General features: G+C 43.2%; 24 protein-coding genes, 1 pseudogene and 1 riboswitch. Of the genes and pseudogenes, 19 read left to right on the top strand and 6 right to left on the bottom strand.

The features are described from left to right. Window positions 1-433: 433 nt before the first annotated feature. Genes EV207_RS17645 through EV207_RS17655 form a run of 3 tightly spaced genes read left to right on the top strand, consistent with a single transcriptional unit; the run spans window position 434 to window position 4,353 of the window. Window positions 434-2,035, top strand: a complete 1,602-nt coding sequence (locus tag EV207_RS17645; protein ID WP_243647130.1) for a spore germination protein — start codon at window positions 434-436, stop codon at window positions 2,033-2,035. Further along, window positions 2,025-3,242 (top strand): GerAB/ArcD/ProY family transporter, encoded by a 1,218-nt coding sequence (locus tag EV207_RS17650; protein ID WP_165886997.1) that lies wholly within the window; start codon window positions 2,025-2,027, stop codon window positions 3,240-3,242. Before EV207_RS17645 ends, EV207_RS17650 begins: the two co-directional genes overlap by 11 nt. After that, a complete protein-coding gene (locus tag EV207_RS17655; protein WP_132747474.1) occupies window positions 3,202-4,353 on the top strand; it encodes a Ger(x)C family spore germination protein in 1,152 nt (383 codons plus the stop codon). Before EV207_RS17650 ends, EV207_RS17655 begins: the two co-directional genes overlap by 41 nt. Before the next feature lie 42 nt (window positions 4,354-4,395). Here the strand turns inward: EV207_RS17655 and EV207_RS17660 are convergent. Continuing rightward, a pseudogene (locus EV207_RS17660) lies at window positions 4,396-5,450 on the bottom strand (NAD(P)/FAD-dependent oxidoreductase). 129 nt (window positions 5,451-5,579) lie between these two features. Between EV207_RS17660 and EV207_RS17665 the strand changes: the two are divergent. The 5 genes from EV207_RS17665 (at window position 5,580) to EV207_RS23180 (ending at window position 11,467) form a co-directional block, all read left to right on the top strand. Beyond that, the gene (locus EV207_RS17665; protein ID WP_132747475.1) at window positions 5,580-6,428 is read left to right on the top strand and encodes an ABC transporter ATP-binding protein; all 849 of its coding nucleotides are present in this window, start codon (window positions 5,580-5,582) and stop codon (window positions 6,426-6,428) included. After that, complete coding sequence (locus tag EV207_RS17670; protein WP_132747476.1) at window positions 6,379-7,299, top strand: iron-hydroxamate ABC transporter substrate-binding protein; 921 nt, start codon at window positions 6,379-6,381, stop codon at window positions 7,297-7,299. The genes EV207_RS17665 and EV207_RS17670 overlap by 50 nt, the downstream gene beginning before the upstream one ends. 38 nt (window positions 7,300-7,337) lie before the next feature. Then, complete coding sequence (locus tag EV207_RS17675; RefSeq protein ID WP_132747477.1) at window positions 7,338-8,342, top strand: FecCD family ABC transporter permease; 1,005 nt, start codon at window positions 7,338-7,340, stop codon at window positions 8,340-8,342. Continuing rightward, on the top strand, window positions 8,339-9,349 hold the full coding sequence (locus EV207_RS17680) for a FecCD family ABC transporter permease (RefSeq protein ID WP_132747478.1): 1,011 nt from the start codon (window positions 8,339-8,341) through the stop codon (window positions 9,347-9,349). The genes EV207_RS17675 and EV207_RS17680 overlap by 4 nt, the downstream gene beginning before the upstream one ends. Window positions 9,350-10,525: 1,176 nt before the next feature. Further along, window positions 10,526-11,467 (top strand): nuclease-related domain-containing protein, encoded by a 942-nt coding sequence (locus EV207_RS23180; protein ID WP_165886998.1) that lies wholly within the window; start codon window positions 10,526-10,528, stop codon window positions 11,465-11,467. A 120-nt stretch (window positions 11,468-11,587) separates the two neighbouring features. Here the strand turns inward: EV207_RS23180 and EV207_RS17690 are convergent, their stop codons facing one another. From EV207_RS17690 to EV207_RS17700, 3 genes are read right to left on the bottom strand one after another with little or no spacing between them, the layout of a single operon-like run. Then, on the bottom strand, window positions 11,588-12,097 hold the full coding sequence (locus tag EV207_RS17690; RefSeq protein ID WP_132747479.1) for a CBO0543 family protein: 510 nt from the start codon (window positions 12,095-12,097) through the stop codon (window positions 11,588-11,590). Window positions 12,098-12,101: 4 nt separating this feature from the next. Further along, window positions 12,102-12,569 (bottom strand): hypothetical protein, encoded by a 468-nt coding sequence (locus tag EV207_RS17695; RefSeq protein WP_243647133.1) that lies wholly within the window; start codon window positions 12,567-12,569, stop codon window positions 12,102-12,104. After that, window positions 12,569-13,357, bottom strand: coding sequence for a hypothetical protein (locus tag EV207_RS17700; RefSeq protein WP_132747480.1), 789 nt, complete (start codon window positions 13,355-13,357; stop codon window positions 12,569-12,571). The genes EV207_RS17695 and EV207_RS17700 overlap by 1 nt, the downstream gene beginning before the upstream one ends. A gap of 261 nt (window positions 13,358-13,618) precedes the next feature. Between EV207_RS17700 and EV207_RS17705 the strand changes: the two genes are divergently transcribed. From EV207_RS17705 to EV207_RS17715, 3 genes are all read left to right on the top strand, one after another. Then, window positions 13,619-14,254, top strand: a complete 636-nt coding sequence (locus tag EV207_RS17705; protein WP_132747481.1) for an ABC transporter permease — start codon at window positions 13,619-13,621, stop codon at window positions 14,252-14,254. A gap of 305 nt (window positions 14,255-14,559) precedes the next feature. Further along, a complete protein-coding gene (locus tag EV207_RS17710) occupies window positions 14,560-15,108 on the top strand; it encodes a DUF2062 domain-containing protein (RefSeq protein ID WP_132747482.1) in 549 nt (182 codons plus the stop codon). Between the two features lie 76 nt (window positions 15,109-15,184). Further along, window positions 15,185-15,391: a hypothetical protein gene (locus tag EV207_RS17715; protein WP_132747483.1), complete on the top strand. Its 207-nt coding sequence runs from the start codon at window positions 15,185-15,187 to the stop codon at window positions 15,389-15,391. 138 nt (window positions 15,392-15,529) lie between these two features. Here EV207_RS17715 and EV207_RS17720 read toward each other — a convergent pair whose 3' ends face one another. Further along, window positions 15,530-15,790 carry an efflux RND transporter permease subunit gene (locus tag EV207_RS17720; protein ID WP_132747484.1) on the bottom strand — a complete coding sequence of 87 codons (261 nt, stop codon included), beginning with the start codon at window positions 15,788-15,790 and terminating at the stop codon, window positions 15,530-15,532. Window positions 15,791-16,171: 381 nt separating this feature from the next. Between EV207_RS17720 and tnpA the strand changes: the two genes are divergently transcribed. From tnpA to EV207_RS17745, 5 genes are all read left to right on the top strand, one after another. Next, window positions 16,172-16,603: an IS200/IS605 family transposase gene (gene tnpA / locus EV207_RS17725; RefSeq protein ID WP_132747485.1), complete on the top strand. Its 432-nt coding sequence runs from the start codon at window positions 16,172-16,174 to the stop codon at window positions 16,601-16,603. A 127-nt stretch (window positions 16,604-16,730) separates the two neighbouring features. Beyond that, window positions 16,731-16,979 carry a DUF3467 domain-containing protein gene (locus tag EV207_RS17730; protein WP_165886999.1) on the top strand — a complete coding sequence of 83 codons (249 nt, stop codon included), beginning with the start codon at window positions 16,731-16,733 and terminating at the stop codon, window positions 16,977-16,979. Next, window positions 16,969-17,376: a hypothetical protein gene (locus EV207_RS17735; protein WP_132747487.1), complete on the top strand. Its 408-nt coding sequence runs from the start codon at window positions 16,969-16,971 to the stop codon at window positions 17,374-17,376. The genes EV207_RS17730 and EV207_RS17735 overlap by 11 nt, the downstream gene beginning before the upstream one ends. Then, entirely contained in the window at window positions 17,342-17,584 is a 243-nt protein-coding gene (locus EV207_RS17740; RefSeq protein ID WP_132747488.1) for a DUF2283 domain-containing protein, read from the top strand. The genes EV207_RS17735 and EV207_RS17740 overlap by 35 nt, the downstream gene beginning before the upstream one ends. Before the next feature lie 161 nt (window positions 17,585-17,745). Beyond that, window positions 17,746-20,463 carry a cation-translocating P-type ATPase gene (locus EV207_RS17745; protein WP_132747489.1) on the top strand — a complete coding sequence of 906 codons (2,718 nt, stop codon included), beginning with the start codon at window positions 17,746-17,748 and terminating at the stop codon, window positions 20,461-20,463. Between the two features lie 43 nt (window positions 20,464-20,506). Here EV207_RS17745 and thiC read toward each other — a convergent pair whose 3' ends face one another. Further along, window positions 20,507-22,288 (bottom strand): phosphomethylpyrimidine synthase ThiC, encoded by a 1,782-nt coding sequence (gene thiC, locus EV207_RS17750; RefSeq protein ID WP_132747490.1) that lies wholly within the window; start codon window positions 22,286-22,288, stop codon window positions 20,507-20,509. Between the two features lie 119 nt (window positions 22,289-22,407). Further along, window positions 22,408-22,522, bottom strand: a riboswitch (TPP riboswitch). A gap of 155 nt (window positions 22,523-22,677) precedes the next feature. On the opposite strand from thiC, the gene bioF reads away from it, so the two are divergent. The 3 genes from bioF to EV207_RS17765 all read left to right on the top strand — a co-directional run bounded on the left by bioF (window position 22,678) and on the right by EV207_RS17765 (window position 25,992). Further along, entirely contained in the window at window positions 22,678-23,844 is a 1,167-nt protein-coding gene (bioF, locus tag EV207_RS17755; RefSeq protein WP_132747491.1) for an 8-amino-7-oxononanoate synthase, read from the top strand. 126 nt (window positions 23,845-23,970) lie between these two features. Next, window positions 23,971-24,828 (top strand): ROK family protein, encoded by an 858-nt coding sequence (locus EV207_RS17760; protein WP_132747492.1) that lies wholly within the window; start codon window positions 23,971-23,973, stop codon window positions 24,826-24,828. Between the two features lie 417 nt (window positions 24,829-25,245). Continuing rightward, window positions 25,246-25,992, top strand: a complete 747-nt coding sequence (locus EV207_RS17765) for a sulfite exporter TauE/SafE family protein (RefSeq protein WP_132747493.1) — start codon at window positions 25,246-25,248, stop codon at window positions 25,990-25,992. Window positions 25,993-26,110: the final 118 nt, after the last annotated feature.

Consider the following 26,110-nt stretch of genomic DNA (forward strand, 5'->3'; position numbering starts at 1 on the left):
CACTCCTGCACTCTTGTTCAAGGATCGTCTTTGACGAGATACACTCCTTAAAAGGAGATTGTACTTCGTTTAATTGAGGCAGCTGAAGAGGACATTCCACGGTTCTTCAAGTATGGAACACGGTATGGCCGGTTTGATTGAATATAATGGTTGAGCATTCGCGAAAATAACGATTAACTTAAATATAAGTTAGTAACCGAGTTCCTTTTGTAAGAGCACAAAAATACTTAGAAATCGATTATCTTACGATTGGGACATTAGCATCCCCATTAATAATAAGGGCAGCCTTTGTAAGCAAGACGTTTACAGAGGCTGCTCTTTCTTTATGGCAAGAATATCGTGGTAATGATTGAGCATTATAAGAAGACACTCTGGATCTTTATGTCATACATATGAGTTTGGCTAGGTCTTCTAGCAAGGAGGGAAGATGACGATGGGATACCGTAAGGGGAAAAGCATGAAAGAGGTACGCAAGCAAAAGGTTTTGCGTGAATGGGAAAAGAAGAAAATGAGCGCTATTAAAGAAGAGATCAGCAAAGATCTGGATGTCAACATCATGCTGGTTAATAAAATTTTAGGCGGGAAAGAGAAAAGCGGAGACTTGATCATCCGCCATTTTAATATCGGTGCCAACAGCGAATTTAAGACTGCAATTGTTTATATGGATGGGTTAGTGGATAACGCCACGATTGATAACTTCATTTTAAAAACACAAATGATTGAGACACGGGGCATTGATCCAGAACGGCCTATAACAAAAGATAACCTGTCTGAAATCATAAAAAGGTACAGTTTAACGATAAATGAAATTGCTGAAATCGATAACATGCAAAAGGTGATCAGTGCGATTCTTTATGGCGATACGGTGCTCTTCATTGATGGTTCTGAAAAGGCTTTTGATCTTAATACAAAGGGGTGGGAACACCGGCCTGTCGGCGAGCCCCATACAGAGAATGTGATCAGGGGACCTAAGGAAGCGTTCACGGAAACATTAAGGGTAAATACTGCTTTAATGCGGATACGTCTAAAAGATCCCGATTTAAGGGTAAAACAGTTAACCGTTGGAGAACGGACCAATACATATGTAGCACTCGTATACATAGAGGGTGTGGCTGACCAAACACTGCTTGAGCAAGTTGAAAGGCGGATTAAGAAGATCGAAATTGACGGGGTGCTTGAAAGCGGCTATATCGAGCAGATGATCGAAGACAGTCACTGGTCGCCGTTTCCAACACTGCAGTATACGGAACGAACCGACAAAGCCGTTGCGAACGTGCTGGAAGGGAAAATAGTGGTCATAGTTGACGGGACACCATTCGTGTTAATTGCCCCGTCCATTTTTACCCAGTTTTATCAAAGTCCAGAGGATTATTATGAACGGTTTTGGATCGGGACCTTTATACGATTTATCCGCTTAATCAGTCTGTTCATTGCGCTATTTGCCCCGTCCCTTTACATCGCGCTTTCGTCGTTTCATCCCGAAATGATTCCTTCCGAGCTTGAAATTACCATGGCAGCGGGCCGGTCGACAGTTCCGTTTCCGGCTATTGTCGAAGCCATGCTAATGGAAATATCTATTGAGATTCTGCGTGAAGCCGGTGTCCGCCTGCCGGGGGTTATCGGTCCGACAATCGGCATCGTCGGTGCCCTTGTTATCGGGCAGGCTGCCGTACAAGCGGGGCTCGTTAGTCCGATCATGGTAATTATAGTGGCCTTAACAACCATCGGTTCCTTTGCTTGTCCAAGTTATAATGCATCCATTGCAATCCGGCTCTTGCGTTTTCCAATGATGATTTCAGCCGCATTGTTCGGGCTATATGGGATGATGCTGTTTACCTTGTTAATTATCCTTCATTTGTGTTCGCTAAAGTCGTTTGGTGTGCCTTATATCGCACCAATCAGCCCGAGCCATTTAGGTGACCTTAAGGATATTTTGTTTCGGGCGCCGCTGCAATGGATGAATCGAAGGCCGGTTACAATGAAGCCTGAAGATGATACACGAGAGGAAACGAGAGGAGGGGGCAATGATGGCTAAAAGCGGACAAAAGAGTCAAATCAATCAGGAGCCTAAAGAAACAAGCACCCAATTCGTCATTACCTCAAGGCAATCTGCCGCTATAATTATTTGCACTATTATAGGCGCCTCAATCTTAACGTTGCCTCGGACTGTTTCTGCGATAACCCATCAAGGCGCCTGGGTTTCTACCTTAATAGGTGGTATTATTGCTATCTTGTTAATAGGAATTGTCACAAAGCTAAATATGCGTTTCCAGGGGCAAACAGTCGTTGAGTATACTGCAATTATCCTGGGGACTGATCGGGCTCCAGTTATCGGGAAACTGTTATCCGCCCCAATTCTTTTCATACTCATTATATTTTGGATTGTCGAGCCAGCTGTAATAACGAGAATATTTGGCGAAGTCATCGTTTCGGCCATATTGCCGAACACACCGATTGAGGCGATTCTGATTACCATGCTGTTCGCCGTTTACTTCCTTATTATCGTGGAAGTTGAGGTGATTGGGCGTTTTAACGAACTTGCCTTTTTCGTTATTTTTATCACAGGCTTTGTTATTACCTTCATGACAATGAAAAATATCCAATGGACGAATGTCGTGCCCTTTTTTACTGTGGGTCCCGTATCATTTCTAAAGGGTTCTTTTACGACGGCTTTTGCTTATCAAGGGTTTGTGGTTATGATGATGTTCTTGGCTTATTCCCAAAAGGAAAAAAATGTTGCGACAAACATGGCGGCAATGGGATTGGTTACCTTGAACTACGTGTTAATTGTTTTTACATGCGTTGCGGTGTTTGGTTTTGAAGAACTGCAGCACTTGACGTGGCCGGTATTAGAGGTTGTAAAATCAACGGATTTTGCTTCGTTTTTACTAGAACGCCTTGATGGCCTTTTCCTTGCCTTATGGGTTGCAGCTGCTTATACGTCGATTGGGAACGTGTATTATGCGGCATGCTTGGCCATTGCACAATGGCTGCCTTTTAAGAAAAAGAACTCAGCAAGAAAATGGATTGGACTGATTTTACTGCCGCTAATCTATGCGATGGCACTGGAGCCTGATAGCGTTCAACAGCTTTTTCGTTGGTCGGAATATCTTGGCTATTATTGTGTGATTACTTTTGCCATTCCGGTGATTTTATATGTCATAGCCCTCATTCGAAGGAAAAGAAGGAAGGGGGAAAACCATGGGAAAATGGCGTCTCAAGAAAATCAGTCAAAGACTTAGTTTGGGGATCCTCCTTATTGTTTGCCTTTACGCATTAACGGGATGCTGGGATGAACGTGATATTGAAGAACGGACGACTGTCTTAGCCTTTGGCGTTGATAAAGCTAAAGAGCCGGGGATGATTCAAGTTTCCATTCAAGTGCCGATTCCGCTTAATATTTCTGGAGGAAGCAGCGGCGGAGGAGGCGGAGGCGCCCCGGTAAGGGTGTTCACTGCAAAAGCGAGGTCGATTAATGAAGCGGTCGGGAAACTTCAAAACATGGTCGATGAGGAAATTGATTTCGGACAAACAAGAATTGCTGCATTCGGGGAAGAGGCAGCGAGAGTTGGCCTCCAAAACTTTGTTGATGCCTCACGGCGTAATCCGGAGGTGCGCCGTCTTCAATCGTTGGTTGTCGTAAAGGATGGTAAAGCTTACGATCTGCTAAAGGTGAAGACTGATTTGGAAAAAATCCCATCGATTTTTCTATCAAATATGATTGAAAACAGTGCCAAACTTCAACGGCTTCCCAGGTTAACCCTTGGTCAGTTTTATAAAGATTTATCAAATACGTCGATTCAGCCAAAAATGATCAGCATTAAAATGGAAGAAAAGAAGCCTGTCGTTTCCGGGATAGCGGCCTTCAAAGGGGCACGGCTCGTCGGTTTTATTAAACAAAAGGATATAGCAAATTTTGAACAGATTTCTGGTGACGGCCGCGGGGGAGGAACGACGATTCATATTACGGATGGATCTGGTCATTTAGGCTCATTAACACCTTTAAAAAGCAAATCACATTATGATTATAGATTAAAAAATGGAAAGGTTATAATCGATGTTGACGTTAACATGGAAGCTAAAATCAAAGAGTTGACCTTTCAGCTGGATATAAGAGATAAGAAAAACAGAGATAAGATTGCAAATAGAGCCGAGAGACACCTGGAACAGGAATCACAAAGGATAATTAAACAGCTTCAACAAGATGGGGCAGATATTATCGGCTTTGGCTCAAGATTAAGGGCCTATCATCACGATATTTGGAAACAAGTGAACTGGGATCAGGCATTCAAAGAAGCCCGTATTCGTGTTCACTATAATATCTTCATACGCCGCTCAGGTGTGGGGAATTAAAAGAAGTAACCGCCGGTTTCCCCGTCTTTTGGAAAACCGGCATCACTTCACTATCTTTTGCACGAGTGCTCTGTTCCTTTCTTCGAAAACGTCATTATGGGAGGAAACCATTGCGACATCGTTTGCTTCGGGCTGGATGAATTGCTTTGCTTTGCTTTGTTTACAGCATTTGCCGCATCCTGAAAAGCCCCGGCAATAAGGTTTAACTTTCCATCATGCTTTAAAATATCCCCCGCAGCGTAAATACCTTTCACGGAAGATTCGGCAGCAGCGGTTCCGGCAATAAACTGCTGATCAATTAAGTCAACATTGATAGGACTTTTCTCAAACAATGAGGCATCGCAAACAAAACCATGATTAATAAGAACATGATCCACAGACAAATGAAACACTTTCCCAGTTTCATGGTTGGTTATTTCGACGTGTTCAATAACTTCCCGGCCTTTGCAGGCTGCAAGCTTTGTTATTGAAGTGTGTGATAAACATTCTACAGTACTGTTCTTCAATTGCGTAATTTGTGATTCATGGCCATCCAACGCAGGCTTTCGATACGTTAAATAAACTTTTTTAGCAAGGGGTTCCAATTCATTAGCCCAATCAATGGCAGAATTACCGCCGCCTGATATAATCACTGTTTTATCTTTAAATTTCTTTAAAGATGGAACGGTGTAGTGCAAGTTTGCTATTTCAAACCTTTCAGCCCCTTCAATTTGCAGCTTTTGGGGTGTGATGATGCCGCTGCCAACAGCAACAATAACGGTTTTTGAAAAATGCTCTTGGCCTTTGGCTGATTTTAAAACAAATAAGTTGTCATCATTTCGGGTGATCGACACAATCTGTTCGTTCAATACAACCGTTGGATCAAACGTTATGCCCTGCTGAACAAGCTGCTCCATCAGCTTAGCTCCTGGAATCGGCGTCTGGCCGCCGACGTCCCAAATCATCTTTTCCGGATAAATTTGAAGTTTGCCGCCGAGTTGCGGCTGATAGTCAATTACTTTTGTTTTCATCTCTCTTAGCCCGCTGTAAAAAGCAGAATAAAGACCAGCGGGCCCCCCGCCAATGATGGTCACATCGTAACTTTCGCAGTTATTCAAGTCATTCACTCCTATCAAATAACTTTGGGTTGACAACGAAAAACGCTCAAATTATAGTATCATTATAAACGAAAATGATAATCATTATCAATACCATTTACATAACTTTTATAAATAGGAGGCTGTATCATGGTTCGCCTTTATACTGAGGCTCTTAACGTGAGTTATGGTGAACGCTTAATTGTCACGGATCTTACGGTTCAGATCCCCGATCAAAAAATCACGACGATTATCGGTCCAAACGGCTGTGGAAAATCAACGCTGCTTAAAGCGATGACGCGAATTATAGCTCATAAATCAGGCAAAATCATGCTTGACGGTAAAAGCATATCTGGAGAAAACACGAAACATTTGGCCAAAAAGATGGCGCTGCTGCCGCAAACACCTGAAAGTTCGAGCGGTTTGAATGTCGGTGAACTAGTATCCTATGGACGCTATCCTTATCAAAAGGGTTTTGGGCGTTTAACGAAAAGAGACATTGAAGTGATCGACTGGGCGCTTAATGTTACCGGAACGGCAGAGTATAAGGACTCGCCGGTCGATGAATTATCAGGCGGTCAACGGCAGCGTGTCTGGATTGCAATGTCGCTTGCTCAAGAAACCGACATCATTTTCCTTGATGAACCGACAACCTACCTTGACATGGCCCATCAGCTGGAGGTTTTAGAGCTTTTGCAAAAACTGAACAGAGAACAGAACCGCACCATTATCATGGTTTTACATGATTTAAACCAAGCAGCCCGGTTTGCCGACTATATCATTGCCTTAAAAAAGGGGCAAATCGTGAAGGCTGGCACGTGCAAAGATGTCATCCAAGCGGATGTCCTGAAAGAGGTCTTTCATATTGATGCAGAAATAGGCCGGGACCCAAGGACGAACAAACCGATGTGCATGACCTACAACCTATTAGAAGAAGGAGATATGATCCATGAAAAAACAACTCATCCCATTCCTGCTCTTGCTGGGTCTTATTCTTAGTGCCTGCAGCAGTCAAACAATAGATAAAGAAGGCGCTAAGGACCAAAGCAAATCATCTGATACCAGAATCTATCAATCTGAGAATGGGCCTGTTAAAGTACCAGCGCATCCAAAGCGAGTTGTTGTCCTCTCGACTTTTGCCGGCAATGTCATGAAACTTGGTGTCAACCTTGTTGGTGTTGATCCTTGGGCAAAAAAGAACCCGCTCTTTAAAAATAAATTAAAAGGGGTTCAAGTCGTTTCAGACGACAGTCTGGAAAAAATTATTGAACTGCATCCAGACTTAATTATCGGACTATCAAACACTAAAAATATTGATAAGTTAAAGCAAATTGCACCTACAGTGACCTACACTTACGGAAAATTAGATTACCTAGAACAGCATATAGAAATCGGCAAACTTTTGAACAAAGAAAAGGCAGCAAAAAAATGGGTTGCTGATTTTAAAAAACGTGAACAAGCAGCCGGTAAAAAAATCAAAAAGAAAATTGGCGCTGATGCGACTGTTTCTGTCATCGAAAGCTCTGGAAAGCAGCTATACGTCTTCGGCAATAACTGGGGCCGGGGAACGGAAATTTTATACCAAGCGATGGGTTTAAAAATGCCTAGGAAGGTAAAAGAACATGCGCTAAAACAAGGGTACTATGCCCTGTCACCTGAAGTTCTTCCGGAATTCGCGGGTGATTACGTCATCTTTAGTAAAGATTCAGGCGTCAAGAACACATTTCAGAAAACAGAGACATACAAGAACATACCAGCTGTAAAAAATAATCGAGTGTTTGAAGTAAATGCAAAAAAATTCTATTTCAATGATCCACTCACTTTAGAATATCAACTGAAATTCTTCAAAAAGGCATTTCTTGGTTCGTGAAGATACGCTTTTTAGCAGAAGAGAAGAAGGTAACGATCATGAAACACACGAATGCTGTATCATTTATTTATAAGTTTATACTGGCCATCCTTCTGTTGATTGGTTCATTTTTGGTTGCAATAAGGTTTGGAGCGGCGGACACGACGATGAAGACGGTTTGGCTTGCGCTGACATCCCATGCAACAACTGATTCGGTCTTAATGGTTCAGGAATTGCGTTTGCCGCGTGAAATGGCAGCCATATTTGTTGGCGCTGCTCTCGCCGTTTCCGGAGCTATCATGCAAGGATTAACAAGGAATCCCTTTGCCGATCCCGGTCTTCTGGGTTTAACGGCTGGTGCCAATGCTGCACTTGCCCTGACCATTGCCCTTATGCCCTCAGCAAATTATGTTGCTATAATGATCACTTGCTTTATCGGGGCAGCGATTGGGGGAATGTTTGTTTTTGGCATTGGCGCAATGAAAAAGGGAGGATTCTCCCCATTTCGAATGGTACTCGCCGGTGCGGCCGTTTCCGCATGCCTTAATGCAGCGGCAGAAGGGATCGGTCTTTATTTTAAAATTTCTAAGGAAGTCTCCATGTGGACAGCAGGGGGGATGGCCAGCACGTCATGGCATCAGCTTCGGATGATTGTTCCCTTTATCGTTATCGGTGTTTTGATTGCCCTTTTCCTTTCAAGGCAGCTAACGATCCTGAGTTTGAATCAGGATCTTGCTGTTGGATTAGGCCAAAGAACAACACAAATCAAGACCATCCTTTTTATTGTCATTATTTTACTCGCTGGCGCCTCTGTGGCTCTCGTAGGAAATCTGGCATTCGTCGGATTAATGATTCCTCACATTGTCCGAGCCATCGTGGGAACAGATTATCGGTTTATCCTGCCCATGTCAGGCCTGTTTGGGGCAGCCTTTATGTTGCTAGCCGATACACTTGGCCGTACGGTCAATGCCCCTTATGAAACACCTGTTGCTGCTATTGTTGCCATCATGGGGCTGCCGTTCTTCCTATTCGTGATTCGTAAAGGAGGCAAGGCATTCTCATGATTCCCTCTTATTTAATCAAGAAGCAGCGATGGTTACTCTTATTCTTCTTAGCATTGATTGTGATAACAGCCGTTATAGGGATGGGAATGGGTTTTGCTTCACTTTCGTATAATAGATTGCTGCCAACCATTTTCGGTCAGGGAACAATGAAAGAGTCATTTGTTTTATTCTCGATTCGTCTGCCGCGGATCACTATTACGCTCTTAAGCGGGATGGCTCTGGCGGCTTCAGGGGCTATTCTGCAAGGCATCACCCGTAATGATCTTGCTGATCCCGGCATCATCGGCATTAATTCTGGTGCTGGTGTGGCCATTGCGGTTTTCTTTTTATTTTTTCCAATTGAAGCAAGTTCATTTGTATACATGCTGCCCGCTGTGGCTTTTATCGGTGCCTTCATCACAGCTGGTTTGATATATGTGTTTTCTTATAATAAAAAGACTGGCCTTGCGCCGGTCAGATTAGTTTTAGTCGGCGTTGGCTTCTCCATTGCTCTGTCAGGGGCGATGATTGTGCTCATTTCATCGGCTGATCGCACAAAAGTTGACTTTATCGCAAAGTGGTTAGCAGGGAACATTTGGGGGGACGATTGGCCGTATGTTTTAGCTATCCTTCCGTGGCTCGTCATTTTGATTCCCTTTACTTTATATAAGGCACACCAATTGAACCTCCTAAATTTAAATGAGTCTGCCGCCGTCGGAGTCGGTGTATCCATTGAAAAGGAGCGATTTATGCTGCTTTTGACAGCCGTTGCCTTAGCGGCTGCAGCGGTCTCGGTCGCGGGCGGGATTGCTTTTATCGGCTTAATGGCTCCCCATATCGCCAAAGCTCTAATTGGACCCAGACATCAACTTTTTATTCCCATTGCCGTCCTTCTTGGCGGATGGCTGTTACTGCTTGCTGATACAATTGGCCGTCATCTTGTTGACCCTGCCGGCATACCTGCAGGGATCATGAATTCACTGATCGGCGGGCCATATTTTATATATTTGCTGTTGAGAAAATCATAGAGGAAAATTAATAGGAACCGAGCGCTTAAAATGCCGCTCGGTTTTTCTTAGTTAATCAGAAAGTATAACTTTCTGACGCACATAAGTGCACTGGCTAAAGACGTAACATCCTGTTACAACGCCAGTACTAGCACGTCCTGTGCGTCGCAACTACGCCTCTGTCTTCGCCAAAGGCTCGCCAATCGGCGAGTTTTCTTTACCGTAAGTGCCCGTGGTAACGATTTAATAAAACAAATGTTGTGTTGAATGGCACAAAATGAAACGATTTATGGTTGTAGCTGCTGCGTTTTGGATGCCATATATATTGGATACATGTCTTTACGCCTGCGAGCGGGGTAAACTGAAGACCCAAAATTGTAAATGAGTGGTGAATGTCTTTCATAAGCAGGATGAACGAAGAAGTTGGTGGGGAGGCAGTCGATGAAAGCCCGAAGTTGGTAAAAAACCGTGGTCGAGGTCGTTCATAAGGTCGATGAAAGCCCGAAGCCGGTAAAAAATCGTGGTCGAGGTCGTTCATAGTGTCGATGAAAGCCCGAAGCCGGTAAAAAATCGTGGTCGAGGTCGTTCATAGTGTCGATGAAAGCCCGAAGTTGGCAAAAAATCGTGGTTGAGGTCGTTCATAGTGTCGATGAAAGCCCGAAGCCGGTAAAAAATCGTGGTCGAGGTCGTTCATAAGGTCGATGAAAGCCCGAAGCTGGTAAAAAATCGTGGTTGAGGTCGTTCATAGTGTCGATGAAAACCCGAAGTTGGCAAAAAATCGTGGTCGAGGTCGTTCATAAGTCGGATGAGCGACAAAAGGCAGCAAATTGTCGGTAAAAAAGGCCTTCTTTTAGGTTGAATTTCCATCTCTGTTAAGCGTTTTTCCGATTATTGTAAATAAACATTAGATGACGATTTTTGACAACTGTTATTACCCACGAACGGTGAAAAATGACGTGAGCGGTCACTAAAGAGGGTGAATGGTGCCCGTGAACGGGGAAAGAGAGCTTGGCAGGAACGCAAAGGGTAGGATCGTTCCCGCATAATTAATCATTAAGGTATTTATCCTGATATTCCTTTCTATTTTTAAACCCTCTTTAAGTCTTTCGTTCCTTTTACAAAATAAAACGAAGCTGTATAATGACATTATGTGGTATATACAACTAAGATGTGATGGACAAGAAAGGGGTATTTGAAATGTGGTACGGCATAGCGGGTTTGGCGGCAGCATTGGTTGTCTGCATTTGGTACATCTTTTATCAGAAACGCAAAATGACGAAGAGACACAGTAATTTAGTGGAAAAAATGACGGCTGAAGAGGCCGCAACTAAGGCTTCCATGATGGATGAACAGAATGAAAAGGAACGGCTGCATAAGGAAGAAGTGGAGCAGCTAACAAATACCTATCATTACGAAATTAATAAATTGCAGATGAATATTAATGAATTGCAGGCTTATTCCAAAAATAAAGGTGAAATCATAACCCATCAAATTTTGGGGGAAATGAAAAGCAGCATAGTTGCGAAGGAGATTCTAGGTTCGTCAGATCTGCACATCTTGCCGAACGTTTTTATCCCTTATAAGGAGAAGGGATTGATCAAAACTCGTCAGATCGATCACTTGGTGATATTACCGACAGGCATCTATGTTATAGAAACAAAATACTGGCGCGGGAAGGTTGTCCATGGTCTGAATCGGAAGAATGCCGGTGACCTTTCTTTTATAACTGATATGATGGCCTCTGAGCACGATGATTTCGCCACGGATCAAACGCTTATCTTTGTTCCTTTCAAGGATGATGAGAGTGAACAGTCATCCATCCGAATCAAATCCTATGGCGATCCGGCAAAACAAGTGAAACACACGTCATACCGATTAAAACAATTTTTATCGGAAGAATGTCATATAGATACATATGTCACACCGATTGTTTATTTTGGCTATCCGAAAGAAAGCAGGAACGGCGCACTTCAAGGTGTTATCGATTTATCGGATGACAAGCAAGTTAAACGATTCGTTAACGAAAAGGGGCTCACCGACTTTTTTGCTAATGAATGCAGCAAAAAAGCTGTTTTCAGCACAGAGGATATAGGAGCGATAAAAGAAACGCTTGAAGGCATTGAATATAGTCGTATCTAGTGAGACTAACTATAATCTATATTACAGCTATCTTCTGCAAAGGAATATCTTATTTTTTAGTTAATCAGAAAATATAACTTTCTGACGCACATAAGTGCAACTATACCTCTGGCTGCGCCATTAAGGCTTGCCAATCGACAAGTTTTCTTTATTATTGGTTTTATTGATCTTTCTTGTAAACATTAAATTAGCAATAAGCAACAAATATAAGATGGGGTAAATAGGGGCTGAATACCAAAGTTTCCAGCCGTGATAAAAGAATAATCCTAATTTTACAGAAAGCCACTCGTAAAATAGAGCAAACGCTGACCAGAGAATGAAATACAAAATTTTAAAGGTAATTTTTTTGTGAAAGGGAAAGTAATTTAGAAAGAGAATATTAATGGCTGGATAGATCCCTAGTATAACAATAAAATCTTTATATTCCGCTTGTTCATGAAAATAGCCATATAAATGATATTGTTCTCCCAAAATTTGATCAACAGTGTAGGTTAGAATAATGGCAAATAATGATGTGCTGTACATTTCTATTCGTGTCATCCTCTTTTTTGCCATTATCACGAAAAAAAGAAAAACCAAAGCAGATATAATAGCAAAAACAACTGGATGTTTATTAAAAAAGGCAATCATCTTCTTACCCTCCCAATTTCGTTACACCAAGAGCAAAATGTTCCCACAAAAGCCTCTCAACTATTTCCACCTGATTTGCATCGTTACAGGAAACAACAACAAAGACCTCTGTGCTTTTTCCCTTTTTTATTTCATGCTTCTTTTTTGCCTTGTTTATCAGAATGTCTATTATAAAACCAACAGTAAAACCGAAGCCTGCACCAATAAGCCCCCAGAGGATCGGACCCCATTCAGCAATAAAGCCATAGGATGAGCCAAAGACAGTAAATACAACAGCCAAAGCAGCCCCCAAATCAAATACACTGACCCCGTCGGATTTGTGTATCGTATCAAAGAGTTTTCTCTCCTTGGTTCTTTTATTGAGAGGGATCGCCAGGATGTTATCTTTTTCAATGCCTTTTTCTTCCAGAGCAGTAATCACTAATTCTAGGTAAATGGTATGATCAAAAGATGAGACCACATGCATGTTCATCACGTCCTCAACTCTTTTATAATATCTTTGGTCCGTTCCCCGCCTTGATAATTCTGTTTCAAATAACGGGCTTGTTCCTTATCAAAAAGCTTATTGTTTTCCACCGTATTGGTATAGGCATCGTAAACCGCGAAAAATAGGATTGAAGGGATAAAAAGGAACCATTCTTTATTAAGTATCGTCGTCGCTTCATGAAAATTAGCCATCAAAGTATAATGTATGGCTTGCATGACATGTGACTTATAACAAATGAGAATCCAAACACCTAATAAATAAAAGGCTGTGACGATCCGATGGATATAGAGCTGCCCCATCCCCGGCATTAGTAATGACCAAATGACGGCAACCCAAGGGGTTCGTTTATCTAGATAATTGATTTCAAGCGGACCGATACTAAATGATTTAAAAGGCGCGTTTTCCCTGTCTGATAAAATATAAACCTTATTTAAGTCCACTGTTGTCCGGTAGCTGTCGTATATGGCGAAAAGATAAACGGGCGCATAAAGTGTCATCCAGCGGAGATCCAACGCAGCCTTAGCCATATCAAATTGGCCCGTAAATGAGTACACGATCGCCATATTAAGGTTGGCCTGTGTATTGATGACCATCTCCCAGAGAATCAGCATGTAGCCCCTTAAATACTTTGATAAAAGAAGATGTCCGAACCCGGGGACTGTAGCCGACCACCAGGCGATAACAACAGGGCTTCGCAAGTGAAGCTGGGTGGTGCCCAATATGCTGATATCCGCTGTCCGGCGGCGCGGTTTTTTGAAACTAAATTCAGTCATTATTTATTCAATCCTTCGCTAAGGGTGGGTGTGGAAAGGTATATTTTTCCTTTTAATTTATTATTTACACTTTTAAATATTTTAACCGCCATTTTTAGTGAAAGCCCCTATTCACCGGAAAGAGGCGCTTGCGGAGGTGCAAGGGGGGAGAAAATTCAAAAAACTATTGACCTGCCGAACTAGTAAATGCTATAATCTTAATTCTCTGACCCTTTTTCCGTCTTTGCCGGTCTCTATTTCTTATTTGCCCGCTTCGGATAAATAAAGGGCTGGGATTTTTACGAAGTGGGGCTGTGTTTTGCAGTCATCCATATGGCTTTTTCAATTAGTGAATGCTTTGCCCGCGGCTTTGACTCATTTTCAACCCTCGTTGCGAGCGGTGATTTTGACAGATTGCTGGTGAGGCCGAGAAGTACGGTTGTCCAGGTGCTCGGCTCGAAGTTTGAGTTTACTAGAATTGGACGCTTGCTGCAGAGTATGATCGTCCTTGTATGGGTACTGCTTAATCTTCCTATAGAATGGGATATTTTCAAGTGTGTCACCTTGATTTTGATGATTGTGAGCGGGGTTTTCATCTTTACGGGAATCTTCATACTGGCCGCCACCTTTTGCTTCTGGACAATTCAAGCGATCGAAGTTGCGAATATTTTCACAGACGGGGGAAGGGAGATGGCTCAATATCCATTAAATATCTATCAGAAATGGGTGGCGAGATTCTTTACATTTGTCATTCCATTCGGGTGCGCTAATTACTTGCCGCTTATGTATCTTCTTGGTAAAACGGATGGAAATGGTATTTTTTATATGTTGACGCCGCTTGCTGGGATCGTTTTTATCTTGCCTTGTATGCTAATTTGGAAGGCAGGTGTCAGACATTATAGATCGACAGGATCATGATGACATTTCGTGTGGGTGTATCCGCCTTCAGTTTGTCAACTTGATTAGTTTCCTAAGCCTTGATCTATCCTGTATAATGATAAATAGATTGATTCATATAATTGAATAAGCCGTGTCAGATGGTAGAGTGCCGTCATATAATAAATAAGGAATTAGCAGGTGAATGATCATGTTGTTGGTACCGCCGAAAGAGACCAAATTCCATTTGTGATATGGAATTTCTTTTTTTGCTTTCCGAGAGAAAGTTTTTGCGTTTTTTCGGCTATAATTGGAGTAGGGATTTTGGATGGAGGGGAGGCTGTCGCATGGGAAAAAAGGTTAAACGCTATAATGCACTACAGAAACTGCACCGTTTGTTTAAACTCAATATGGCTAAGCTATTCCGTTCCCCAGGTGGGGCGAAGAAAGTGTCGCGCGGCTTCGCCGTCGGATTTGGCATGGAGATGCTTGTGATATCAACAGCCTGCCTGATTTATATCTTACTATACCCGGCTGTTAAATTGCTGCGTGCCTCTTTGCCCGCTGCCATCATCGGCAACGTTGTGGCCAAGTTAACCTTTTTGCCCATCATCCTTTTGCCTTTCGCAAAAACGCTCGGCGCGATTATTTATCCAAAGCCGAACCAAGACGGCCATGTGGAAGGAAATGCTTTTATTGAGCTTTTTAAAGGCGACTTTTCCGTTATCGGAGAGATTCTTCATGGCGGGCTCCACATCATTATAGGGATGACTGTTTTCGGCAGTGTCCTGGGCTTTATTTCATACTATGTCATTCTGTTTCTTTATAATAAGGAAAAAGAAAGACGGAGAGCGAAAAAAACCCACTCATCGGACCAGGATATTTCAATTCATTAAGGATCTGCCCCCTTTATATTAAAGTTGGCTTCGAATAATATGATTACTGATAATTCGGACGTAAAGGCGGGGGAATATGATGAATGATCCAGAACGTCAGAAAATGAGAGAAGCTGTGAAAAGAACGATCGACATGAACAGGGCGCTTCTTGAAAAAGCGGAAGAATTGTTGAATGAAAACAAACACCTTGAAGAAGAAAACAAAAAGTGGCGCGAATTTTACGAATCAGGTTCAAGGATTTATAGAATTAGCCAAGGAAATCAGCCTCCCACGAAGGAATGAGGCTGATTTTTTTTTTTTTTTTTTTCGTTTGGGGACTATAAAACTTAGCTTGTGGATAACCCAAAACCGGCGAATAGGAGGGAGGCCTTTATAAGCGGTATGAAGGACAAAGTTCCAATAAAATGATTAACAGACAGTTCATGCTGAAAGTGACTTCCCTTTGCCGGAAGCTGCGTCTTTTGCCGGGAACAGCCAAGAGTAAAGGGTCGGGATCACGATTAGACTCGTTAATGTTGCTGTAATCATGCCACCGACGACCACGAGTCCAAGTGATTGGGAAATCAACGCAGCTGATTGATTTGAAAAGGATAATGGCAAAAGGGTCAATATCGTCGTTGCGGCTGTCAACAACACCGGTCTGACGCGGCTTACTGCCCCTTCGATTATGACGTCATTCAGCGCCTTACCCTTTCCATTCGATCAACCAAAACATTTGTTTAGCCTGCTTAAGAATGCCAAAATTGATGGCATTTGTCGGAGGTCTAAAGGCTCAGGGAATTTAAATACTACGAAGTTGAGGTGAATATCTGAAGGAATTACCCTTAATGTGTAGAATAATTAAACTAGAAAAGTTGTTTTACTTTTATACAATAATGGTAAATATTAATAAAGGGGCGTACTACTTATGGTAGAAACGAAAAATCAAAATGAGGTTAGGATCGGGATTGACTTTAACCAATTTAATTTCCAAATGCGTGGTCTAACTCCACCGTCTTTAGACGGTATCAGCTTTTAGCCTTATCTCTGCGTGTCCATACTTAGGGGTGAGGTGAAAAAAGTATGGACGGCTATAGAAAAACGAGTCATGCAGTATATGATATCAAGTATCATGTCATCTGGGTCACAAAATATAGATATAAAGTGTTACATGGTCCCATTGCAGTAAGAACACGTGAGTTAATCAGGCAAGGGTGTGAAGCAAGGGGCATCACAATCTTACAAGGAAGTGTAGGGAAAGACCACATACACTTATTATTATCATGTCCGCCAAGTTTGGTGCCCAGTAAAATCATGCAGTACCTAAAAGGAAGATCCTCAAGAATTCTTCAGGATCAATTCCCTGAACTAAAAAAGAAATACTGGGGTCAACATTTATGGGCAAGGGGCTATTTTTGTGCCACAGTTGGAACAGTGACAGAAGAAACAATTAGAAACTATATAGCAAATCAGTTCAACGAAGAGAAGAACGACATATTCAGGATTGAAGAATGAGTTTACTCAAAATATTGATTGAGCTTAAGCTTAAGGCTTTGAGATGACTTTAGTCTTAAGTTTACGACTTTAGTCGTTGACATTTATGTCCAAATCCACCTGCTTTAGCAGGTGGTCGTTTAACACAATGTTCTCAGATCATGTTCAGCTTGAATCAAGTGCTGAACACGCTGTATTGAATTTCATCCAAATGGTACCTGGGGCACCAGAAGGTCAACCAAATGGAAAAATAATTTCTAGAATTGCATTGACTTGGCCGCATGTAGCTCGATTAGCAGGGTTATTGGATAGTACGATAGACAGACAAAAAAGAGAAATTTTGAATAACTTAGAACAAAACTTATTTGTGAAAGAGCATAAGGAAAATGACCTATAAGAATCATAGTGGTGATACAAGGGAATATATATGGGTTACGGAGAATTCACAAGGAACAAAGGTCGCTTTGACGCAAGACACATTTGAAAAACATGTTATTGCAGATCATGTCAATGACAAAGCCAGGGAATTGTCATATGATTATGTTAGGGGTACAATAGAATTCCCAAGGTTCATTTACAAAGATCAAAACCATTATAAAAACCAACGAGTTAGGTATACTGAACAGGTATATATCGAGGAATACGGCCATATACAAAATATGGTTATTGTTGTTGATACTGACCGAGAACCTAATGAGGTTGCAACCTGGATGGTTAAGAGTAGTTTAAAACAAGAAAAAATTAATGGAGGGATGATCTATGACTCGCGTGCAAATACAAAAGAGACAAATTAAATATGATCAGAGTCACGATATTCTCCATGTCTATTTTCATCCAGAAATACTGTCGGAGGATGATGAAAGGTTCCCCGGAATTGTTATCCGGAAATCGCTTAATGATGAACAGGTTACCGGCTTGACGATAATAGACTTTTCTCAATATGATCAAGAAACATTAAATAAATTGTTGCCGGATTATAAATTCCCAGATATTTTACACTAAGACGAAAAACCCTTTCTGTCCTGTTTGGATAGAGAGGGTTTTTACATGCAATGTCATCTGATCAACTCATCGATACATAGTCTTACCAGGCAAAGGATTCTATCATATTTCATGGACGGGCCTCATATATAATAGAAAATGATATTATGAGGTGGGAAAAAATGAACTGGTACAATATGTCTCCTGACGACGTAGAAAAAAACACGAACAGCCGCATGAAGACGGGTCTAACGACAGACGAATCAAAGAAAAGGCTTGCTGAAGACGGCTACAATCAATTAAAGGAAGCGAAAAAACCGTCAGCTATTCTTGTGTTCCTGAATCAGTTTAAAGATTTTATGGTTCTGGTTCTTTTAGCCGCCATTCTATTATCCGGACTATTAGGTGAATATTTGGATGCGATTGCTATTCTTTTAATTGTTATAATGAACGGTATTTTGGGATTTGTGCAAGAGCGGAAAGCAGAAAAGTCGCTGTCAGCACTCTTGGCACTGTCTGCTCCGACGGCCAGTGTGCTTCGTGATGGTGAATGGGTCACACTTCCAGCAAGAGAAATAACAGCAGGGGATATTATCAAAGTCTCAAGCGGCGACCGTGTAGGGGCGGATATTCGTTTCACTGGCACAAAAGGGCTCGCGATTGAGGAGTCGGCGTTAACCGGCGAGTCAGTTCCGGTTCAAAAGCAATCAGAAAGAATCAGTGGAAACGACCTGCCGCTTGGCGATCAATCCAATATGGGGTTCATGGGCACAATGGTAACCCAGGGAAGCGGTGAAGGGATCGTTATTGCCACTGGCATGAAAACGGAAATGGGGAAAATCGCTCATTTGATTCAAAGTGCGGAATCAATGGTTACCCCTCTTCAACATAAACTTGAACAATTAGGTAAAATTCTCATAGCCCTTTCGATAGCTTTAACCGTTCTCGTTGTTGGTATCGGTGTCTATCAAGGCCACAGCATCTACGATATGATTCTTTCAGGTGTTTCGCTCGCCGTGGCCGCTATTCCTGAAGGATTACCCGCTATTGTGACCATAGCTTTGGCTCTTGGGGTCCAAAAGATGATTAGGAGGAAAGCAATCGTCAGAAAGCTGCCTTCAGTAGAGACGCTTGGCTCAACGACGGTTATTTGCTCCGATAAGACCGGGACGTTAACGCAAAACAAAATGACCGTAACACATTTGTGGGTTGAAGGGAAGGACTGGCAGGTAACTGAAGGTAATGGCGGCATGGCGGGCCGTTTTTTAAAAGGTGGGAAACCCGTCGATGTTGAAAATGAAAAAACACTTGTTCAATTGCTTTCATATGCTGTCCTTTGCAATAATGCAGAGGCAACGCTCGAAGAAGATGAAAACGATGATATCCTTTTAAAGGGTGATCCGACCGAAAGCGCGCTTGTCGTCAGCGGTCTCAAGGCTGGCTTAACAAGAAAACAACTATTAAAGCTTTATGAGAGGCTGGATGAGTTCCCTTTTGACTCTTCAAGAAAAATGATGAGTGTTGTTGTCAAAAATAACAAAGGTGAGCGTTTTGTGATTACAAAAGGGGCCCCCGATGTTCTGCTGGAAAAATGTGACGCAATTATCTGGAATGGGAAACCCCAGCGTATGCAGAGGTGGTATTCAGAAAAGGTGCGAAAGGCATTGTCAACCCTTGGAAGCCAAGCGCTGAGGACGATTGCCATTGCCTATAAGCCTTTGAAAGGTTCATATGAAACGGCTGACCAAGCGGAAAAAAATTTAACATTTGTCGGGCTGCAAGGGATGATTGATCCCCCAAGACCGGAAGTCTACGAAAGTATTCAACAATGCAAACAGGCGGGTATTAAAACGGTGATGATAACCGGAGACCATGTGGTAACGGCAACTGCAATTGCAAAACAATTGGATATTCTTCCGCCAGACGGTAAAGTGCTTGAGGGCCGGGCGCTATCAGCAATGACGGATCGTGAGCTCGAAAACGAAGTGGATCAGATTTATGTCTACGCCCGTGTATCGCCGGAGCATAAATTGAAAATCGTCAAAGCTCTGCAGAAAAAGGATCATATTGTCGCCATGACTGGTGACGGTGTCAATGATGCTCCTGCGATTAAGTCGGCAAATATTGGGATTGCGATGGGTCATACGGGTACGGACGTTGCAAAAGAGGCCTCATCATTAGTATTGAGTGATGATAACTTTGCCACGATTCGTTCAGCGATTGAAGAAGGCAGAAATATATATGAAAACATTAGAAAGTTCATTCGTTATTTACTTGCTTCTAATGTTGGAGAAATTCTGGTCATGCTGTTTGCTATGCTGATCGGGCTGCCGCTGCCGCTATTACCGATCCAAATCCTTTGGGTAAACCTTGTAACTGACGGTTTGCCTGCCATGGCTCTGGGTGTTGACCAAGCAGAAGAAAATGTCATGACACGGGGGCCAAGAATGGTGAATGAAGGGGTTTTTTCAAGAGGATTGGGATGGAAAATCATCTCCAGAGGCTTTTTAATCGGAGTGATGACACTCTTCGCATTTTGGTTGTCATTGCAACAAAGTCCTGATCAATTAGTAAAAGCTCAGACCGTTGCCTTTTCGACATTAGTTATGGCCCAATTAATTCATGTCTTTGATTGCCGCAGCGAGCGTTCAGTCTTCCATCGTCATTTGCTTGAAAATCGTTATCTTGTGGGAGCCGTGCTCTCATCCGTAATATTATTGCTGATTGTAATCTATACACCAATGCTTCAACCTGTCTTTCACACGGTCCCATTGACCATCCGAGATTGGCTGCTCATACTGGCAATGGCGTCGGTTCCAACCGTTTGTCCTCCGGGCTTTCACTTTTTCAAGAAAAAAGGAACTTCAGAGCCGCATCGACCTCATAAAACGGCAATATAGGCAGATAATCAAGGTGTCCGAACTGATCGGACACCTTGGTACCTTATCTGTAAATTTTACCTCCTAAGTCCCTGAATTCCTTTGCCTTCTCTTTTAATCCCTCGTCGATCGCTTCAACAGTATCCAGTCCTTTTTCCTTTGCATAGTCACGAATATCTTGAGAGATTCTCATGCTGCAAAACTTAGGACCGCACATGGAGCAAAAGTGTGCTGTTTTTGCGCCTTCGGCAGGGAGTGTTTCGTCATGGTATTCCAGCGCTTTTTCCGGATCAAGCGACAGGTTGAATTGATCGCGCCAGCGGAATTCGAACCTGGCCTTGGACAGAGCATCATCTCTCTTTTGTGCACCTGGGTGGCCCTTCGCGAGATCAGCAGCATGAGCCGCAATTTTATAGGTAATCACACCTTCTCTCACATCTTCTTTATTAGGAAGACCGAGGTGCTCTTTCGGTGTAACATAACACAGCATCGCTGTCCCGAACCAGCCGATCATTGCCGCGCCAATCGCTGAGGTAATATGGTCATACCCGGGTGCAATATCCGTCGTTAACGGACCGAGTGTATAAAATGGCGCTTCGTTGCATATTTCCATTTGTTTATCAACATTTTCTTTGATCAAATGCATTGGCACGTGTCCTGGTCCCTCAATCATGACCTGAACATCGTGCTTCCAGGCAATCTTGGTTAATTCGCCGAGCGCTTCCAGTTCCGCAAACTGTGCTTCGTCATTGCTGTCAGCAATAGAGCCGGGACGCAGACCATCCCCTAAGGAAAAAGAGATATCATAGGCCTTCATAATGTCACAAATGTCTTCAAAGTGAGTGTATAAAAAGTTTTCCTTATGGTGATGCAGGCACCACTGCGCCATGATCGAGCCGCCCCTGGATACAATGCCTGTGACGCGTTTGGCTGTCAGCGGCACATAACGCAGCAGAACGCCTGCATGGATTGTAAAATAATCGACGCCTTGCTCAGCTTGTTCAATTAATGTGTCGCGGTAGATTTCCCATGTCAGATCCTCAGCGATGCCGTTTACTTTTTCAAGAGCCTGATAGATTGGCACGGTCCCCACTGGTACCGGGGAGTTCCTAATGATCCACTCGCGGGTCTTATGAATATTTTTACCTGTAGAAAGATCCATCATCGTATCTGCACCCCAACGAGTAGCCCATGTCATCTTTTCAACCTCTTGTTCGATTGAGGAAGTCACAGCCGAATTACCGATATTAGCATTAATTTTGACGTGGAAATGACGGCCGATGATCATTGGCTCACATTCTGGATGATTGATGTTTGCCGGGATGATCGCGCGACCCTTTGCCACTTCATCGCGGACAAATTCGGGTGATACGTTTTCCCTGATCGCGATAAACGCCATCTCTGGAGTAATGATCCCTTTGCGTGCATAATGCAGCTGTGTGACATTTTTCCCTTTTTTCGCTCGCAGTGGCTGCCTTTTTAAGCCGGGGAACTCACCTGCATTGGTACGGTCATCACCTGGTTTATAGCCGTTATCCTCAGGTTTGTTATCACGGCCTTGGTAAACCTCGACGTCATCGCGGTTGACTTTCCACTCCTTGCCGAGTTCAGGTAGACCCTTTCGAATATCTACGGTATAGTCGGGGTCAGTATACGGTCCGCTTGTGTCATATACACGGACTGGAGCGTTTTCTTCCTCTCCGAAACTTCCCGATGTCGGGCTTAACTTGATTTCCCGCATTGGCACTTTCAAATCTTCCCGGGAACCTTGTACGTAAACCTTTTTGCTTCCTGAAAAATTTGACATAATCGACAGGTTCATGTCACTCAATGTCTTGTCTAACATGATTCATCTCTCCTTATAATAAAATGAAGGACAAGATCCGAATCATACCAGCCATAAAAAGCCGGATCCTAAATAAAGGACCCGGCTTTAAAGTTTCCAAATAGAGCTTTACTCAATCGAAAACAGCACGTTAACTTCCCCACGCTGGTATGAACCAGATCAGGTCCCGAGGGTCAAGAAACTTCATTGTGTTTCTCTCTCAGCCCAACTCATTGGACGCCCCTAGTTGAAAATTATTAAATTCTCACTCTTACTTTATCTTATTTATCTAAATGTTCAATGGGATAAAATGCCTATATTTAAAAGGATTCCTTTAGCCTTGTTTTTGCGGGTGTATATTTGTTAACCTATTTTATATTATAGTTAACTATTGAGATGGAGGAACTAAGATGCTAGATCTGTCTACTGAACTTGATAGAATCGAGAAAAAAGGGCTGTGGCGAACGTTAAGAAGACTGGATGCTGCCAATACAGCTGAGACGACTATCGAATCGAAACAGCAGCTGCTGCTATCATCCAATAATTACTTGGGTCTTGCCACAGATCCGCGTCTAAAAGAAGCAGCTATAAAGGCGATTAATGAGTATGGTACCGGCAGTGGAGGGGCAAGGCTGACGACCGGAAACCTGCATCTCCATGAAGAACTTGAACAGACGATCGCTTCTTTTAAAAAAACAGAAGCTGCGCTCCTTTTTAGCAGCGGGTATCTAGCAAACGTTGGCACAATATCGTCCATGGCCGGAAAAGCAGATCTGATATTAAGTGATGCCTATAATCATGCCAGCATTATCGATGGCTGCCGGTTGAGTAAAGCCAAGACGGTAGTATACGGTCACGTGAATATGGATGACTTGCAAAACAAGTTAATAGAAAACAAAAACCACCGAAGGAGATTTATCGTGACTGACGGTGTTTTCAGCATGGATGGCAATATTGCCCCGCTACCAGAAATCACGCTGCTTGCGGCAAAACATGGCGCAAAAGTCATTGTAGATGATGCTCATGCCACCAGTGTGATAGGGGAAAATGGCACCGGAACGGCGGAGTATTTCGGACTAGAATCGTGTGTTGATATCACAATCGGGACCCTTAGCAAAGCTGCGGGATGTGAGGGAGGATTTGTGGCAGCTTCACGCCTGGTTATTGATTACCTAAGAAACCGGGCAAGGACATTTATTTTCCAAACATCTCTGTCCCCCGGCGTGGTGGCGGCTGCTACGACCGGACTCCATATTATTAATAGTGAACCCGAACGGCGCCAAATTCTGGCTGCCAATGCAGACTTTTTTCGAACTGAACTTCGGAGTTTGGGGTTTAATCTTGTAAATGGGGAAACACCAATCCTTGCGGTCATAATTGGCGAAGCTGAAGCAGCTTGTCAGTTTTCCAGTCGGCTGGAAGAAGAAGGTATTTTCGCACCAGCCATTCGTCCGCCCACAGTTCCGGATGGCGAAAGCCGGATCAGGGCTACTTTAATGGCAACACATACTAAGGAACATCTTCAACAAGCAATCTCCTCCTTTGAGAAAGTCGGGAAGGATATGGGTGTGATTTAGGGTTGATTTATCCGTTTTATGAAAACAGGAAAAATAAAAATGTCATTTCTTGCAGGTGATTTGGCTCCTTTTGCAGTAACTCTAATAAACATGTTAAAAATCTATAAAATAAACTGAGGTGTCATTATGGTTTACGGCGCGATTGAAGCGGGAGGAACAAAATTTGTTTGTGCAGTTGGGGATGAGAAAGGGCATATTATCGAATCTATTCAGCTTCCAACCAAAACACCAGACGAAACGATGCCTTCCGTCATCGACTTTTTTAAAAGGTATGAGCTGAAGGCCTTGGGCATAGGCTCCTTTGGGCCTGTTGATGTCAATAAAGAGAGTCTGACATACGGCAATATTACGTCTACACCAAAGCCTGGCTGGCGTGACTTTCCATTTGCCCGCACAATGGAGCAGGCTTTAAAGATTCCGATTGGCTTTAATACCGATGTCAATGCCGCAGCATTGGGTGAATTGACACATGGCGCCGCAAAGGGCCTCGGCAGCTGCTTATATATAACTGTCGGAACCGGCATAGGAGGCGGGGCGGTTGTCAGGAATAACATGCTTCAAGGGTTAAGTCACCCGGAAATGGGCCATATTCTCGTAAGGCGCCTTCCTAGTGATTCGTATATCGGAAAATGCCCTTATCATGGCGATTGTTTGGAAGGGTTGGCGGCGGGACCGGCAATTGAGGAACGGTGGGGCAAAAAAGGTGCCGATCTTGCTGGGCAACCCGAAGTCTGGGAGCTTGAGGCGTACTATCTTGCCCAGGCTCTCATGCAATATATATTGATTTTATCGCCAGAAAAAATAATCTTAGGCGGCGGTGTCATGAAGCAATCACAAGTTTTCCCATTAATAAGGGAAAAGCTTAACGAGCTGAACAATGGTTATATTGCCTTGCCGGAACTCGCAGATTTTATTGTGCCTCCGGGATTAGGAGATCAGGCTGGTATAACCGGGGCCCTGATGCTGGCGCTAGCTGCAGAATAAAAATTAAGCGAAAAACGCTCACGTGTTATAGTGAGCGTTTTTTAAGTTAATCAGAAAGTATAACTTTCTGACGCACATAAGTGCACTGGCTAAAGACGTAACATCCTGTTACAACGCCAGTACTAGCACGTCCTGTGCGTCGCAACTACGCCTCTGTCTTCACCAAAGGCTCGCCAATCGGCGAGTTTTCTTTATGGGTTGTGATTCAATCTCAATCCCTAATGTATTATTGCTGTTTTAAGCCTCATTTTGTACCTTATATTCCACTTTCAAGATAGGTTGCTTTAAAAATGACTTAAAACAAATAAAGTCGCTTATAAACGATAGCGTGGCTGTTTAGTATGGTATAATATTTCATAAGTGATGTATGACAATTATACTGCTTTTTATAGCGGAAAAGGGTTGGGATATTGTCCAATGACAACAACACTTATTGTATCAGTTATTGCAGCCGTATTTGTTGGTGCGCTAATGCGGGCCACATTTGGCTTTGGCGAGGCTGTTGTTAGCATGCCGCTCCTTGCTCTGCTTCCTATTGATTTGCACACGGCGATTTCCCTGATTGGATTAGCCGGCCTTACAGTCGCACTGCTTACCGTTGTTAGCGGATGGCGCCACATTGACCGTCCGATTTTGTTGCGTTTGGCGGCCGCAACCTTAATCGGTATCCCCGCAGGTCTCATATTGGTGACGCTGATGCCTGCTAGTGTGGTTACTGCCGGGCTTGGCTTCTTTTTGATCGCCTATGGCGGCTATTCATTTGTTCGCCATACGGTCGTGAAGGCAGAGGTACAGCCTCGGTTTACAGCTAACTATTGGGCATTACCCGCGGGCTTTGCAGCCGGGGCACTGGGCAGTGCTTTCAACTTTAACGGTGTGCCCGTTGTCGTCTATGGGACCATGCGCCGCTGGGATCCGGAACGGTTCCGAGGCACCTTGCAGGCCCACTTCCTTATTTCCGGTGTATTTGTTGTCGGCGGTCAAGCCCTTGGCGGTCTATGGAGTCCCGACTTGTTTGTTCTATACGGATTGTCCTTGCCAGCCATCCTTGCTGCAACCTTGGCCGGTGTAATGATAAATAAGCGTATCCCCGCAAAAAAGTTTGAACGTTATGTTTTCCTTCTAATCATTTTGCTAGGGGCTCTGTTGTTGACAGGGGTCTGACCCCTCGGGGTCAGACCCCTGTTTCATTACGACTTTAGTCCGTTGAGCACGCGATAGCGTGCGAAACAATAAACCACCTGCTATGCAGGTGGGAAACAAATGGTTATACCAAAAAACT

Origin of the sequence: Scopulibacillus darangshiensis, from assembly GCF_004341035.1 — a bacterium.
Taxonomy (GTDB): domain Bacteria; phylum Bacillota; class Bacilli; order Bacillales; family Sporolactobacillaceae; genus Scopulibacillus; species Scopulibacillus darangshiensis.